We start from the raw sequence: 15,000 nt of genomic DNA, 5'->3' as shown, positions 1-15,000 counted from the left end.
CCACGCAAAACATGATATACACCTTGATACTCTTTCATTTTTTCCATCGCAATTACATCTTTCGGCTCTTGTACTACACAAATAACCGATTGATCCCTATGCGAATCGTCACAAATATAACAAGGATCGCGGTCAGTGATATGTCCGCACACAGAACAATACGCTAAATCTCGCTTCGCATTCACAAGTGCTTTTGCAAAACCTAGTACATCATCCTCTTTCATATCTAACACGAAAAACGCCAATCGAACCGCTGTTTTCGGTCCGATTCCTGGCAACTTCATAAAACTATCGATTAATTTTGATATCGGTTCTGGATAATGCATATATCAATATCCTCCTAGAACATTCCACCTGGTAAGTTCATGCCTTTTGTAAATTTGCCCATTGTAGAGTTTGAAAGTTCATCAACCTTTTTAAGTGCATCATTCGTTGCAGCTAATACTAAGTCTTGTAACATTTCAATATCTTCTGGATCTACAACTTCTTCTTTAATTTTCACTTCAAGAACTTGCTTATGGCCATTTGTGATAACAGTAACCATTCCGCCACCAGCTGTACCTTCAACTGTTTTTTCGCCAAGCTCTTCTTGTGCCTTCGCCATGTCTTTTTGCATCTTTTGCATTTGTTTCATCATATTATTCATATTTCCCATTCCGCCACGCATCATAATTAATTCCTCCTCATTATTATTACTCTTTTATTTCAATAAGTTCTTGCCCTACTAATTTTACAGCCTCTTCTATAAGAGGATCTTCTTTTTGTTCTGGGCTTTCTTCGGAATCCCCGCCTTCGCGTTGTAAAAAGTCTTCACGAATTTTACCCCATTCACTTTTTGGGATAGCAATCATATTTAACCTTTTACTTAACAATTCAAAAAGAGTTTGTTCCAATGTATCCATCGCTTCTCGATTTTCACTAGCCATTTTGCAATGAATCTCATATTGAAACGCTAACACATAGGTATCATCCGAAGCCGCAACTGGTTCACTATTTTCTAATAAAACAGCAAATGCTACTTTGTTATGTGATTTGAGCCTTCCTAACAATTCGCCCCATACAGCTTTTAACTGTTCTAAATCTTGACGCTTTGCTTGCTTTAACACTTCATTCACACGTCCAACAGGAATTTTCATACTTCCTGTTCGTACCGGTTTTGGTGTTGCCCGCGTCTCTCTTACTTCCTGCTGCACACCAGCTGGCACGCCATTCTTTTTAACTTGCTCTAACTCTTTCTCCAGTTGCTGCATCCTGTTCATAATCGCTTGTAAACGATCTGCGCCGTTTGCTTGCATCATAAACTGCTGACACAGTTGCACCATAACAACTTCCAAGAATATTCTTGGATGGTTTGTCCACTTCATCTCCTGTTGTCCCTTACTAAGGGTATGAATAATTTCATAGATTGCTTCCGGTTGCATTTCTTCAATTAACGTACGGAATTGATCATCTACAATTACCCGTTCCAACATATGTTCTAATTGTGGTGAAGTTTGATATAAAAGCATATCACGATAGTAGTAAATGAAATCCTCCATAAAGCGAACTGGATCTTTCCCTTTACTCATCATCTCATCTATAATACGTAACGCCCTTGATACATCATTTTCACGTATACATTCTACCAGGTCACCTAAATATCGCTGAGATACAGATCCCGTTACCGCTAAAACATCCTCGCTCGTCACCGTCTCATCACTATAAGAAATAGCTTGATCGATAAGACTGAGCGCATCACGCATACCACCTTCAGCAGCACGCGCTACGATTTGTAACGCTTCATCTTCTACTTGCGTACCTTCATTTGTCACGACTGTCGATAACCTCTCAACGATATCATTTACTGATATCTTTCGAAACTCAAAACGCTGACAACGTGAAATAATTGTAGCTGGAATCTTATGCGGTTCTGTTGTCGCCAGAATAAAAATAACATGTCCTGGCGGCTCTTCTAAAGTTTTCAAAAGCGCATTAAAGGCACCCATAGAAAGCATGTGAACTTCATCAATAATGTATACTTTATATCCTACAGCACTTGGAGCATATTTTACTTTATCTCTTATATCTCGAATTTCATCTACACCGTTATTTGAAGCCGCATCAATTTCTAATACATCTGAAATAGATCCTTGTGTAATTCCTAAACAAGAAGGACATTCATTACAAGGTTCAGCTACCGGGGCGTGTTCACAGTTAATTGCCTTTGCAAATACTTTTGCAATTGTCGTTTTCCCTGTTCCCCTCGGACCAGAAAACAAATAAGCATGTGAAGCTTTCTCTTGAAGAAGGGCATTTTGCAACGTTTTTGTCACGTGCTTTTGACCGACTACATCTTCGAATTTTTGCGGTCTCCATGTTCGGTATAACGCTTGGTATGACACGAAAATACGGCCTCCCTCAAAGGTTATTATCTCATTTATTATAACCCATTCTGTTTATAGATTCCAAAAGTTATTTTCCATACAAAAAACTCACCTTTATATTAAGGTGAGTTTTGTATACATATATAACTGCCGTGCACCTTCTGTCGATTACGTACCATAAGCGTTACTCAAGCAGTTAGCTCGGTTCAGGCACTCCTGCGGCACACGAGAAAACCCGCTTATTGCTGCTTCCTTCCGGACCTGACAAGGTTCACGGGGTCCCGTTGCGCAGGACCCAAACGTCAACACCACTTACTTAAGGCAGACCTTACAGCAGCATAACCTCGAGAAGGGATTCAGCCTCGCTAGAGCGGATTGCGAGTATAGGGCACCGCTACCTCCCCGCTTAGCACGGCAAAGTTAAAACCAATATTCGGTTGCCTTGGATAAGGCATTATCAGTATAACTTGTTTTTTTACAAAATGCAAATACGTTAGTTACCATTACTTTTCTCTAGTTTTTTCGCTTCTTTTCTTTTCTTACGAAGCTCCCTAAAAAAAATCGTTAACAACGTACCACATTCCTCTTCAAGTACACCAGCCACTACTTCACACTGATGATTAAAACGCTCATCAGTTAAAAGATTCATCAATGTACCTGCACATCCACCTTTCGGATCGCTCGCTCCATATACAACCCTTTTTACACGCGATAAAACAATTCCCCCTGCACACATTGGACAAGGTTCTAATGTTACATATAACGTTGCATCTTCTAAACGCCATGTCCCTAATTTTTTGCAAGCTTCATCAATAGCTAAGAGCTCGGCGTGAGCTATTGATCTCTGTTCAGTTTCTCTTAAGTTATGCGCGACACTAATCACTTCATCATCTAGCACAATTACAGCACCAATTGGTACCTCTTGTATCGCCTCTGCCTTCTTTGCTTCCTCTATTGCTAACTGCATAAAATATATATCTCGCTCCATAATATAGTCCTTTCACCAAAAATAAAATACACTTTTTCATTTCTTGCAGGTGGGATAACTTTTGCAAATTCAATCCAACCTAAAGAAGAAAGAGAGGGAATTACATATGAAAAATACTGCCTTACTCATTATCGATATGATTAATGATTTTCAATTCTCCCACGGGCCCATCCTGGCACAGAAATGTGAAATTATAAAGAACCCCATTCTACAATTAAAGGACACCATGAAATCATTGGGCTATCCAATAATTTATGTCAATGATCACTATCAACTTTGGAGATCTGATATTAATCAACTTATTACTCATTGTACAAATAAGTATAGTAAAAATATTATCGAGGCCATTGCTCCGCATACTGACGATTACATTTTTATTAAACCACATTATTCTGCTTTTTATGAAACACCTTTGAATTCTTTATTAGGTTATTTGAAAATCGAAAATCTCATTTTAACAGGAATTGCCGGGAACATATGCATCCTTTTTACAGCTAATGATGCCCATATGAGAAATTATACACTTTATGTACCACGGGATTGCATCGCTTCTAATAACGAGCAAGATAATGAACATGCTTTAAAAATAATGGAGGCCACATTAAAGGCAAATATTGTACCGTCATCCCAAATAAAATTTAATTAATACATATCTATTTTCTAACTTTTTATATCAAATTAGTCCGCTCGCTCCCCTCTTGTGCTACAATAATTCTGTTTTGTGTTTTTAGTAGTCACGGTAAATCACTGATTGAAAGGAGGAAACAGCGTGACCGGAGTACCATTTATCACGGTTGAAGGACCAATTGGTGTTGGAAAAACTTCACTTGCGAAGGAACTTTCAACTCACATGCAACTCCACTTACTAAAAGAGATTGTTGATGAAAATCCTTTTTTAGGAAAATTCTATGAAGACATCGACGAATGGAGTTTTCAAACAGAGATGTTCTTTCTTTGTAATAGATACAAACAACTAGAGGATATTAACATAAAGTATTTGAATCAAAGAAAGCCTGTAGTAGCAGATTATCATATATTTAAAAATTTAATTTTTGCATCCCGTACATTAAAAGATGCTCAATATGACAAGTACATGCAAATTTATCGCATTCTTACGCAAGATATGCCTGTACCAAATGTCATCGTTTATTTAACAGCGAGCCTAGAAACATTACAAAAACGAATTGCGATGCGCGGAAGAGAATTCGAAAAAAATATGGATCCAAATTACTTACTACAGCTTACAAAAGATTACGAAACAGCAATGGATGCTTTCAAAAAGGACCATCCAGATATTCCAGTATTGAAATTTAATGGAGACGATATGGATTTTGTAAGAAATCCTGATGATTTAAATGTCATCTTATCCGCTCTTCAAAATACTCTCTTGAAGGAGTCGAAATAACAATGAATTTAAGGCAAAAATATGATATACCAAATGATGCAGTTATCACTATTGCTGGAACAGTAGGTGTCGGTAAATCCACTATGACAACTGCATTAGCTAACGCTTTAGGTTATCGTACATCTTTTGAAAAAGTAGATTCTAATCCATATTTGGACAAATTCTATGCTGATTTCACACGCTGGAGCTTTCACTTACAAGTGTACTTTTTAGCAGAACGATTTAAAGAACAAAAAAGAATTTTCGAATATGGTGGCGGTTTTGTTCAAGACCGTTCTATCTATGAGGACACTGGTATTTTCGCAAAGATGCATCACGAAAAAGGTACAATGACTGAAACTGATTATGAAACATACAAAGGTTTATTTGATGCTATGGTCATGACTCCTTACTTCCCTCATCCAGACTTATTAATTTACCTAGAAGGTTCGTTTGATGATATTGTCGATCGTATTCAAGAACGAGGACGTCCAATGGAGCAGCAAACACCAATCGAGTATTGGAAAGAGATGCATGGACGTTACGATAACTGGATTAATAACTTTAATTCATGCCCTATTTTACGATTAAACATTAATGAATACGATATTTTAAAAGATGGCGATTCAGTCGAACCAATCATTAAAAAAATTGGACATTTTTTAAAACAAACACGTAAACTTGTAAAATAAAAAACCCGTGCATATGCACGGGTTTTCCTATGAAATTACTTTTTCTTTTTCGTTGGAGCAATAATTTCACTCTCTGGCTTTCCAGCATTAATACGCTGACGAACAGTACTCGTACTAATATCATATGTTTCAGCAATCTCTTTAACGGTCATTTCTTTCCCGTTAATTACTGCTGTTAGTAATTTCCCTGTACGTTTTGGAGTTACTTCTTTTTGCACAGCTGGTTTTTCAGCTTCTTTTGGCACCTCTACTTTTTTTGCAACCTGTTTTACATCACAAGTGCAACCACAAAGCTTACGGAATGTATCATCACTTATAATGCGCGACACATTTGCACCACTGTTTAAAATTCTATTGTTCTTACAGACAGGACATTGTACATAATATAAAGTTTTTCCATCTAAAGGAAACGTTTGTATAATAAGATCCATGTTAACTCCTTTCATATCTATGAAGATAATCATCGGAATATGAGTGTGTAATAAGGACACTATATCCTTACATCATACTTTATGATTGGTTTTAAAATAAAAACTCGTTACGTGTTGGTAACGAGTTCTCCAATCTCCACTTATATGCGCTGTTGTCAATTATATCTGGAGGAGGTAGAGGGATTCGAACCCCCGCGCGACTCTCGCCGCCTGTCGGTTTTCAAGACCGATCCCTTCAGCCAGACTTGGGTATACCTCCATATTGACATCAAATATAATATCAAAAGAAAAACAGTTAGTCAACCCTACTATAATAAATTATGAGGAAAGGGAAATTTTACTTTCCCTCTCCTTTATGACATTGCTGACAACGCCCATAATTACCAATCACTCATACCGATGAATGTTTTAACTTATTTAATAACTGTTTTTCCTCCCATATAAGGGCGAAGAACTTCTGGAATTATAATTGTACCATCTTCTTGTTGGTAGTTCTCTAAAATAGCTGCCACTGTACGTCCAATTGCAAGACCCGATCCATTTAGTGTATGAACATGTTCCGGTTTGCCATTTGGCTCACGGCGGAAACGGATATTCGCACGTCTCGCTTGGAAAGCCTCAAAATTACTACAAGAAGAAATTTCACGATATGTGCCATAGCTTGGAATCCATACTTCAATATCGTATTTCTTCGCTGCTGTAAATCCTAAATCTCCTGTACACATGCTCATAACGCGATATGGCAACTCTAATAATTGTAACACGCGCTCTGCATCATTTGTTAATTTTTCTAACTCTTCGTAAGAATCTTCTGGTTTCACGAACTTCACAAGCTCAACTTTATTAAATTGGTGTTGGCGAATTAAACCGCGTGTATCACGACCAGCTGAACCTGCTTCAGAACGGAAGCATGAGCTAAACGCAGCATATCGTATCGGCAATTGCTCTTTACTCACAATCTCATCACGATGCATATTCGTTACAGGTACTTCAGCTGTTGGGATTAGGAAATAGTCTTCACTTTCAATACGGAATGCATCTTCTTCAAACTTCGGAAGTTGTCCTGTTCCTGTCATACTTGCACGATTTACCATATAAGGAGGCAATACTTCCTCATATCCATGCTCATCAGTATGAAGGTCAAGCATAAAGCTAATCAAAGCACGTTCTAATCTTGCACCAGCACCTTTGTAAAATACAAATCGGCTTCCTGTTACTTTCCCAGCACGTTCAAAATCTAAAATCCCTAAATCAGTAGCAAGGTCCCAATGTGGTTTTGGCTCATAAGTAAATTCTTTCACTTCTCCCCAAGTACGTGCTACTACGTTATCATCCTCTGTTTCACCTATTGGAGCAGATTCATGAGGAATATTTGGGATAGATAGCATTAATCTTTCTAAATCTTCTTCAACTGTACGAAGCTCATTATCAAGATCTTTTACTTTTTCCCCAACTTCACGCATTTCTAGAATTAGAGCTTCCGCATCTTTCTTTTCACGCTTTAATACTGAAATTTGTTGAGATACTTCGTTACGCTTACTTTTTAGTTCTTCAGTTTGAACAAGCAGCTCTCTTCTTCTCGTATCAAGTTCTTCAAAGCGACCAAAATCCGTTAAATCTTCGCCTCTATGCTGTAATTTTGCTTTTACTTCTTCAAAATTTGTACGTAAAAATTTAATATCAAGCATTATATACTCCTCCTTTTATTTTATAAAACACAAAAAACTCCCGTCCCTATACAAAGGGACGGAAGTTAACCCGCGTTGCCACCCTAGTTGAAAGCATTACCGCTTTCCTCTCAAGTAGAAATAACGGCTCTTCACCGGGAATGCTTACTAATCAAAAGATATTCCACATTCCATTCCAGGATGGATTCACAAACTGTTTCTATCGATTTCCACCAACCATCGACTCTCTATAAGAAACAACATTTGTTACTACTTCCTATCAACACGCTTATTTTATAAAATTGTTACCATCAATTTACTATAATCTTATACAAGTTGCAAGTTACTTATACAACTTTTTTCATTTTCGCTTCTTTTACCATCTCTACAAAGTATGCTGTTACACGGTGATCATCCGTTAATTCTGGATGGAAAGAAGCAGCTAAAAACTGACATTGTCTTACCGCTACCATTCGATCGCCATGTGTAGAAAGTACTTCAACATCATCAGCTACATTTACAACATACGGAGCACGGATAAATACACCAACAAAGTCTTCTCCCACACCCTTCATTGAAAGTGCAGCTTCAAAACTATCTTTTTGGCGTCCGAACGCATTGCGCTCAACCGTAATATCCATAGCACCAATATGTGCTTCTTCATAGCCAATAAGTGTTTTCGCAAGAAGAATCATTCCTGCACATGTACCAAACATTGGTTTACCAGACTTCGCAAATGTACGAAGAGGCTCCATGAAAGCATACTTATCAATAAGACGGCGCATTGTTGTACTTTCACCGCCTGGTAAAATAAGACCATCAATTTCTTCAAGTTGTTCTATACGCTTTACAACAACAGCTTCTGCACCACTTGCTTCAACTGATTTCACATGCTCACGAACAGCACCTTGAAGACCTAGCACACCGATTTTCACCATTTTAAAGATCTCCTTTAATTACCATCCACGCTCTTGCATGCGTTGTTCTGGTAATAACGTTGAAATTTCGACACCTTTCATTGCATTACCTAATCCTTTAGAAAGGCTTGCAATTAGTTCGTAATCTTCATAATGAGTCGTTGCTTCAACGATTGCACGTGCAAATTTCTCTGGGTTTTCTGATTTGAAGATACCAGATCCAACAAATACACCATCAGCACCAAGTTGCATCATTAACGCTGCATCTGCTGGTGTTGCTACACCACCTGCTGCAAAGTTTACAACTGGTAAACGACCAAGGCGTTTAATTTCAAGTAGTACTTCATAAGGAGCACCAGTATTTTTTGCATATGTCATTAACTCATCTTCACGTAGACTCGCAACTTGACGGATTTCTGCATTGACTTGGCGCATATGACGCACTGCCTCTACAATGTTTCCTGTTCCAGGCTCACCTTTTGTACGAAGCATAGATGCACCTTCTGCAATACGACGTGCAGCTTCTCCGATATCACGGCAACCACATACAAACGGAACTGTGTAATCACGTTTATTTAAATGGTATACTTCATCAGCAGGAGTTAATACTTCACTCTCATCGATATAGTCTACCCCTAATGATTCTAATACACGTGCTTCTACAAGGTGACCGATACGGCATTTTGCCATAACCGGAATTGACACAGCACCCATAACTTCTTCAACAATTGTTGGATCTGCCATACGAGAAACGCCACCTACTGCACGAATATCTGCAGGTACACGCTCTAATGCCATAACAGCAACTGCGCCTGCCTCTTCTGCAATCCTTGCTTGCTCAGCGTTAACTACGTCCATAATAACGCCGCCTTTTTGCATTTCTGCCATTCCACGTTTTACACGTTCTGTCCCTGTTACATTTGTCATGTACAAAAACCCCCCTAGGTGAATTGCTTTCCCCCGTTAAAGAAGAAAATTAAGAATACTCTTACATTCTACCACTAACTATCTGATGCTTGTCCACTACTTTTTCATAAAGTCGGTATGAAAAATAGGAATAAGAAAAAGCTCCTACAATGAGGAGCTTTTAAAACCAACCTTTTACTGTATCAACAGCACTATTCCACATACCACTAAAGAAAGAACCAATTCCGCGCATAGAACGGGTGAACCAGCCTACCTCTTCTACTTCAGACTTTGTTACAAGGTCTACTTGTAATGATTTTCCTGATAAAAATCCAGGGTCATTACTATCTTTAGACGTTACAACCATTTGGTCAAGTGCAACTCCTTTTTTCATAGGTGCTTCTTGTCCCTTATTTCCTTCTTTAAATTCTGTTTTATAAACGTCTTTACTTCCCTTTGGCACCGGAAGTGACACAGCTTGCTTCGTTTGAACTGCTACATCTTTATCTTTCGCATTTTCAACTCTTACTGTTTCTTTTCCTTTGACCGAAGAACCTTTTTCATACATTTTCTTCATTTCAAAGTTAGCAAAGCCATAATCATATAATTTCTTCGTCTCATCAAATCTTGCTGTATGAGATTTTGTTTTAATAACTACAGAAATGAAACGCATACCATTTCTTTCAATCGTACCAGTGAAACAATCTCCTGCTTCTGGAGTTGATCCTGTTTTCAGACCATCTACGCCTTCATATTCCTTAATTAACCCTTTTAACATCCAGTTCCAGTTAGGCATTTCGATCCGATCCGGAGTACCTTCACGGAATACTTTTTTTGAAATTTTTGCTATGTCTAATGTTTTAGGGAAATCTTGAATAAGACGTTGTGCTAAAATTGCTACATCTCTCGCAGACATTTTATTTTCTTCATCTGGAGTTGTCCCTTCAGGATGATGTCCTTTTAAATCTTTGTTCGTTAAGCCCGTAGAATTTACAAACTTATAATTTTTTAATCCAAACTCTTTCGATTTATCATTCATCATTTTTACAAAGTCTACTTCTTTTCCAGCAACTGCTTCAGCTAACGCTATTGTTGCACCATTAGCAGAATAAATTGCCATTGCTTCGTATAGCTCTTTTACTGTATAAGACTCACCGTTTCGTAGAGGCACATTCGATAATGAACGATCTTGCGAAATGCTATACGCATATTCGGAAACCTTAACTTTTTGATCCCATTTTAGTTTCCCTTTCGCAACAGCCTCGTTCACTAGGTATTCACTCATCATTTTTGTCATACTAGCAATTGATAATAACTCATCTGCATTTTTTTGATATAAAATCTTCCCAGAATTCGCTTCTACTAAAATTGCCGCACCTGCTTCAATGTTTAAAGCGGCTCCTGTTTCTGCTGATGCATTGCTATATGGTACAAGCATGCTACAAGCTATTGTAAGCACTGTTACCAACGCAATGAATCTTTTGCAAAACATACCTTTCACTTTTGCTACCCCCAATATCTATGTACTCACATAACCGTTATTCTAACATAATCAAAAAAAAATAGACAGAGATATCAAATCTCCGTCTATTTACATATAAGACATTATAATGAGTAGTTTGGAGCCTCTTTTGTAATCTGTACGTGATGAGGATGGCTTTCACGTAAACCAGCACCTGACATACGAATGAACTGCGCATTCTCACGTAAGAATTCTAAATTCTGTGCTCCGCAGTATCCCATACCTGCACGTAATCCACCAACTAATTGATGAACTGTATCTGCTAAAGGTCCTTTATATGGTACTCGTCCTTCAATACCTTCTGGAACAAGTTTTTTGTTTCCTTCTTGGAAGTAGCGATCTTTACTTCCTTTTTCCATTGCCCCAACAGAACCCATACCACGATATACTTTAAATTGACGGCCTTGGTAAATTTCAGTTTCTCCAGGGCTTTCAGCTACACCAGCGAACATACTACCTAGCATAACAACGTGTGCTCCTGCCGCTAAAGCTTTAACCATATCACCAGAGTACTTAACACCGCCATCTGCAATAACTGGAATACCGTGTTTACGAGCTTCAGTTGCACAATCATAAACTGCTGTTAATTGTGGTACACCAACTCCAGCTACAACACGCGTTGTACAAATAGAACCTGGTCCAATACCAACTTTAACTACATTTGCACCAGCTTCAATTAATGCTTTCGTTGCTTCAGCTGTAGCAACATTTCCAGCAATAATATTTAGTGCTGGATATTTTGCGCGAACTTCTTTTACTTTTTCAATAACACCTTGAGAATGTCCATGAGCTGTATCAAGTACAATTGCATCTACACTCGCTTTTACTAATGCATCGATACGAAGCATTGCATCAGCTGTTACACCAACTGCTGCTCCAACCAATAAGCGTCCTTGCTTATCCTTTGCAGAGTTTGGAAATTCAATTACTTTTTCAATATCTTTTATTGTAATAAGCCCTTGTAATACACCGCTATTATCAACAAGAGGAAGCTTTTCAATTTTATACTTTTGTAGGATCTTTTCAGCTTCTCCTAGTGTAGTACCAACTGGGGCTGTAATTAACTGTTCTTTTGTCATTACGTCAGAAATTTTGATTGAGTAGTCTTGGATGAAGCGCATATCACGGTTTGTAATAATACCAACTAATTTTCGCTCATCTAAATTATTTACAACTGGTACACCTGAGATGCGGTATTTTCCCATAAGATGTTCCGCATCATATACTTGATGTTCTGGAGTTAAAAAGAATGGATCTGAAATAACGCCGCTTTCAGAGCGTTTTACTTTGTCAACTTGCTCTGCCTGATGCTCAATAGACATATTCTTATGGATGATTCCTAAACCGCCTTGACGAGCCATTGCAATAGCCATATCAGCTTCTGTTACTGTATCCATTCCTGCACTAATTAACGGGATGTTTAACTGTAAGCTTTCAGATAAAACTGTTTTAACACTTACTTCTCTTGGTAATATATCTGACTTTGCTGGTACAAGTAATACATCATCAAAAGTCAAACCTTCTTTAACAAATTTAGATTCCCACATAATTGTTCCCCCCATAATACCAGAAATTATTATTAGTAGCTTATCAATTGGTTAAAATACTGTCAAGGACGTATATATATGTTAGAATTTTTAGACAATAAAAGGAGCGTAATATATGCATCAAACACATTGTACTTGGCAGCAATTAAGTTTCTTTTTTTCATCTCAAAATGTACAACGTTATCTTGCCCGTTGTTATGAAAAATCCTCCATACAAGATGCTGAAAAAAAAAGTTTTGAAAACTGTTATCCCTTTATTTACTACTTAGAACACGGGAAAAATTATTATGAATTATATAAGGTGGCCCCCTTTTCGATTCAGCCAATGTTGTTATTTTATGGAATTAGCCAACTGTTTAAAGCTTGCTTATTAACTATTGATCCTAACTACCCAGAATCAACTACTGTTTTAGCTCATGGCGTTACAACTCGTAAACGAAAAAAACAGGGGTATCAATTTTTAGAAGATGAGGTCAAAATACAGAAAAACGGATTGTTTACTCACGTTGCAGAACAACTGTTTCACATGAAACACTTAGAAGCGGAGAAGTTTAATATGTTAGAGCTAATGGGGAATATTCCTGAATTACAAAATTTGTTGCGCTATAGTCAAAAAGTATCAACTTTATATAAGATCGATTCAACAAATAAAAATGAGCTCTCCTTTTCAGTCAATATATTAGATCGATTACATATGACTAAAGAGCGATTTTCTCGTTACATCGAAACAACTTGTAAGCATTTATCAATACAACACGTACCTGAGAAAAATAATGAATTAAATTTGTTTTTTTCGGCACCTATTCAATCATGGAATCCTATGTATAGTACACCTTTATACTACGAGCATCTTACTGACACTTATTATTTACCACTTACAACCGAACCTAGAAACTCTAAACCAGTGTTGCCTGAGCTCCTTGTTCACTATTTATTGCTCTATAATTTAAGCATGATTTCTAGGTACGAAACAGATTGGTGGTATGACTTACTTGGAAGCTATGGCTCTGAAGATTATCCATTTATTTATCAGTTTCTCAATATTTCTGCTCAAAAAATCCCTTACTATATTTCAACATTTTTACTAACAGAACCGGGCCTATTTCATGGGAAATAAAAAAACACAAGTCAAAAGACTTGTGTTTTTATCTTGCTTGGCGACGTCCTACTCTCACAGGGACAAGGTCCCAACTACCATCGGCGCTAGAGAGCTTAACTTCCGTGTTCGGTATGGGAACGGGTGTGACCTCTCTGCCATCATCACCAAACTATTGAAGGTATATTCCTTCAAAACTAGATAACATTTGCTTCATATTATATGGTTAAGTCCTCGATCTATTAGTATTCGTCAGCTCCACATGTCACCATGCTTCCACCTCGAACCTATCAACCTGATCATCTTTCAGGGATCTTACTAGCTTACGCTATGGGAAATCTCATCTTGAGGGGGGCTTCATGCTTAGATGCTTTCAGCACTTATCCCTTCCGCACATAGCTACCCAGCTATGCCCTTGGCAGAACAACTGGTACACCAGCGGTGCGTCCATCCCGGTCCTCTCGTACTAAGGACAGCTCCTCTCAAATTTCCTGCGCCCACGACGGATAGGGACCGAACTGTCTCACGACGTTCTGAACCCAGCTCGCGTACCGCTTTAATGGGCGAACAGCCCAACCCTTGGGACCGACTACAGCCCCAGGATGCGATGAGCCGACATCGAGGTGCCAAACCTCCCCGTCGATGTGGACTCTTGGGGGAGATAAGCCTGTTATCCCCGGGGTAGCTTTTATCCGTTGAGCGATGGCCCTTCCATGCGGAACCACCGGATCACTAAGCCCGACTTTCGTCCCTGCTCGACTTGTAGGTCTCGCAGTCAAGCTCCCTTATGCCTTTGCACTCTACGAATGATTTCCAACCATTCTGAGGGAACCTTTGGGCGCCTCCGTTACACTTTAGGAGGCGACCGCCCCAGTCAAACTGCCCACCTGACACTGTCTCCCGGGTCGATAAGACCCGTAGGTTAGAATTTCAATACAGTCAGGGCGGTATCCCACCAGCGCCTCCACCGAAGCTAGCGCTCCGGTTTCAATGGCTCCCGCCTATCCTGTACAAACTGTACCAAAATTCAATATCAGGCTACAGTAAAGCTCCACGGGGTCTTTCCGTCCTGTCGCGGGTAACCTGCATCTTCACAGGTACTATAATTTCACCGAGTCTCTGGTTGAGACAGTGCCCAAATCGTTACACCTTTCGTGCGGGTCGGAACTTACCCGACAAGGAATTTCGCTACCTTAGGACCGTTATAGTTACGGCCGCCGTTTACTGGGGCTTCAGTTCAGAGCTTCGCTTACGCTAACCCCTCTCCTTAACCTTCCAGCACCGGGCAGGTGTCAGCCCCTATACTTCGCCTTACGGCTTCGCAGAGACCTGTGTTTTTGCTAAACAGTCGCTTGGGCCTATTCACTGCGGCTTTCCGTTAAGAAAGCACCCCTTCTCCCGAAGTTACGGGGTCATTTTGCCGAGTTCCTTAACCAGAGTTCTCTCGCACACCTTAGGATTCTCTCCTCGCCTACCTGTGTCGGTTT

The 15,000-nt window shown here is 39.0% G+C and carries 14 protein-coding genes, 1 tRNA gene, 2 rRNA genes, 1 other RNA gene and 1 other annotated feature (2 of these 19 running past the window's edge); of the genes, 4 read left to right on the top strand and 14 right to left on the bottom strand.

The annotated features are described in order from the left end of the window. The 5 genes from recR to tadA all read right to left on the bottom strand — a co-directional run. Positions 1-326, bottom strand: the 5' portion of a protein-coding gene (recR, locus tag MHB76_RS00135; protein WP_002159648.1) for a recombination protein RecR. The gene continues 271 nt to the left of window position 1, outside the view; only the first 326 of its 597 coding nucleotides appear in the window; the start codon lies at positions 324-326; its stop codon lies beyond the left edge, outside the window. Between the two features lie 14 nt (positions 327-340). Beyond that, positions 341-667: a YbaB/EbfC family nucleoid-associated protein gene (locus MHB76_RS00130; RefSeq protein ID WP_171902539.1), complete on the bottom strand. Its 327-nt coding sequence runs from the start codon at positions 665-667 to the stop codon at positions 341-343. 25 nt (positions 668-692) lie between these two features. Further along, the gene (gene dnaX, locus MHB76_RS00125; RefSeq protein ID WP_002159649.1) at positions 693-2,381 is read right to left on the bottom strand and encodes a DNA polymerase III subunit gamma/tau; all 1,689 of its coding nucleotides are present in this window, start codon (positions 2,379-2,381) and stop codon (positions 693-695) included. A 132-nt stretch (positions 2,382-2,513) separates the two neighbouring features. Next, an RNA gene (gene ffs / locus MHB76_RS00120) (signal recognition particle sRNA large type) lies at positions 2,514-2,778 on the bottom strand. 78 nt (positions 2,779-2,856) lie between these two features. Further along, the gene (gene tadA / locus MHB76_RS00115; RefSeq protein ID WP_002151937.1) at positions 2,857-3,351 is read right to left on the bottom strand and encodes a tRNA adenosine(34) deaminase TadA; all 495 of its coding nucleotides are present in this window, start codon (positions 3,349-3,351) and stop codon (positions 2,857-2,859) included. Positions 3,352-3,457: 106 nt separating this feature from the next. On the opposite strand from tadA, the gene MHB76_RS00110 reads away from it, so the two are divergent. From MHB76_RS00110 to MHB76_RS00100, 3 genes are all read left to right on the top strand, one after another. Further along, positions 3,458-3,997 (top strand): isochorismatase family cysteine hydrolase, encoded by a 540-nt coding sequence (locus tag MHB76_RS00110; protein WP_002107274.1) that lies wholly within the window; start codon positions 3,458-3,460, stop codon positions 3,995-3,997. A 123-nt stretch (positions 3,998-4,120) separates the two neighbouring features. Continuing rightward, positions 4,121-4,756: a deoxynucleoside kinase gene (locus tag MHB76_RS00105; protein WP_002159650.1), complete on the top strand. Its 636-nt coding sequence runs from the start codon at positions 4,121-4,123 to the stop codon at positions 4,754-4,756. A gap of 2 nt (positions 4,757-4,758) precedes the next feature. After that, positions 4,759-5,427: a deoxynucleoside kinase gene (locus MHB76_RS00100; RefSeq protein ID WP_016106808.1), complete on the top strand. Its 669-nt coding sequence runs from the start codon at positions 4,759-4,761 to the stop codon at positions 5,425-5,427. A 35-nt stretch (positions 5,428-5,462) separates the two neighbouring features. On the opposite strand, the gene MHB76_RS00095 is transcribed toward MHB76_RS00100, so the two are convergent. The 7 genes from MHB76_RS00095 to guaB all read right to left on the bottom strand — a co-directional run bounded on the left by MHB76_RS00095 (position 5,463) and on the right by guaB (position 12,417). Next, on the bottom strand, positions 5,463-5,858 hold the full coding sequence (locus tag MHB76_RS00095) for a DUF3797 domain-containing protein (protein ID WP_002107271.1): 396 nt from the start codon (positions 5,856-5,858) through the stop codon (positions 5,463-5,465). A 166-nt stretch (positions 5,859-6,024) separates the two neighbouring features. After that, positions 6,025-6,117: transfer RNA gene (locus MHB76_RS00090), tRNA-Ser, on the bottom strand. A gap of 154 nt (positions 6,118-6,271) precedes the next feature. Beyond that, the gene (gene serS / locus MHB76_RS00085) at positions 6,272-7,546 is read right to left on the bottom strand and encodes a serine--tRNA ligase (protein WP_002009617.1); all 1,275 of its coding nucleotides are present in this window, start codon (positions 7,544-7,546) and stop codon (positions 6,272-6,274) included. A 51-nt stretch (positions 7,547-7,597) separates the two neighbouring features. After that, positions 7,598-7,818, bottom strand: a binding site (T-box leader). A gap of 54 nt (positions 7,819-7,872) precedes the next feature. Next, positions 7,873-8,463: a pyridoxal 5'-phosphate synthase glutaminase subunit PdxT gene (gene pdxT / locus MHB76_RS00080; protein ID WP_002151931.1), complete on the bottom strand. Its 591-nt coding sequence runs from the start codon at positions 8,461-8,463 to the stop codon at positions 7,873-7,875. An 18-nt stretch (positions 8,464-8,481) separates the two neighbouring features. Beyond that, on the bottom strand, positions 8,482-9,369 hold the full coding sequence (gene pdxS, locus MHB76_RS00075; RefSeq protein ID WP_002151929.1) for a pyridoxal 5'-phosphate synthase lyase subunit PdxS: 888 nt from the start codon (positions 9,367-9,369) through the stop codon (positions 8,482-8,484). A 160-nt stretch (positions 9,370-9,529) separates the two neighbouring features. After that, positions 9,530-10,840, bottom strand: a complete 1,311-nt coding sequence (locus MHB76_RS00070) for a D-alanyl-D-alanine carboxypeptidase family protein (RefSeq protein WP_340988115.1) — start codon at positions 10,838-10,840, stop codon at positions 9,530-9,532. Between the two features lie 113 nt (positions 10,841-10,953). After that, positions 10,954-12,417 carry an IMP dehydrogenase gene (gene guaB, locus MHB76_RS00065; RefSeq protein WP_002159656.1) on the bottom strand — a complete coding sequence of 488 codons (1,464 nt, stop codon included), beginning with the start codon at positions 12,415-12,417 and terminating at the stop codon, positions 10,954-10,956. Between the two features lie 115 nt (positions 12,418-12,532). Here guaB and MHB76_RS00060 point away from each other — a divergent pair, with 115 nt between their 5' ends. Further along, positions 12,533-13,534, top strand: a complete 1,002-nt coding sequence (locus MHB76_RS00060; protein ID WP_002107265.1) for a YaaC family protein — start codon at positions 12,533-12,535, stop codon at positions 13,532-13,534. A gap of 35 nt (positions 13,535-13,569) precedes the next feature. Here MHB76_RS00060 and rrf read toward each other — a convergent pair. Both rrf and MHB76_RS00050 read right to left on the bottom strand, forming a co-directional pair. Beyond that, positions 13,570-13,685: ribosomal RNA gene (rrf, locus tag MHB76_RS00055) — 5S ribosomal RNA — on the bottom strand. A 50-nt stretch (positions 13,686-13,735) separates the two neighbouring features. Next, positions 13,736-15,000: ribosomal RNA gene (locus tag MHB76_RS00050) — 23S ribosomal RNA — on the bottom strand (it continues 1,657 nt past the right edge of the window).

The sequence above is a fragment of the Bacillus sp. FSL M7-1345 genome (assembly GCF_038006985.1).
GTDB classification, from domain to species: Bacteria; Bacillota; Bacilli; order Bacillales; family Bacillaceae_G; genus Bacillus_A; species Bacillus_A cereus_U.
This window is presented reverse-complemented; position numbering and strand designations above follow the sequence as displayed.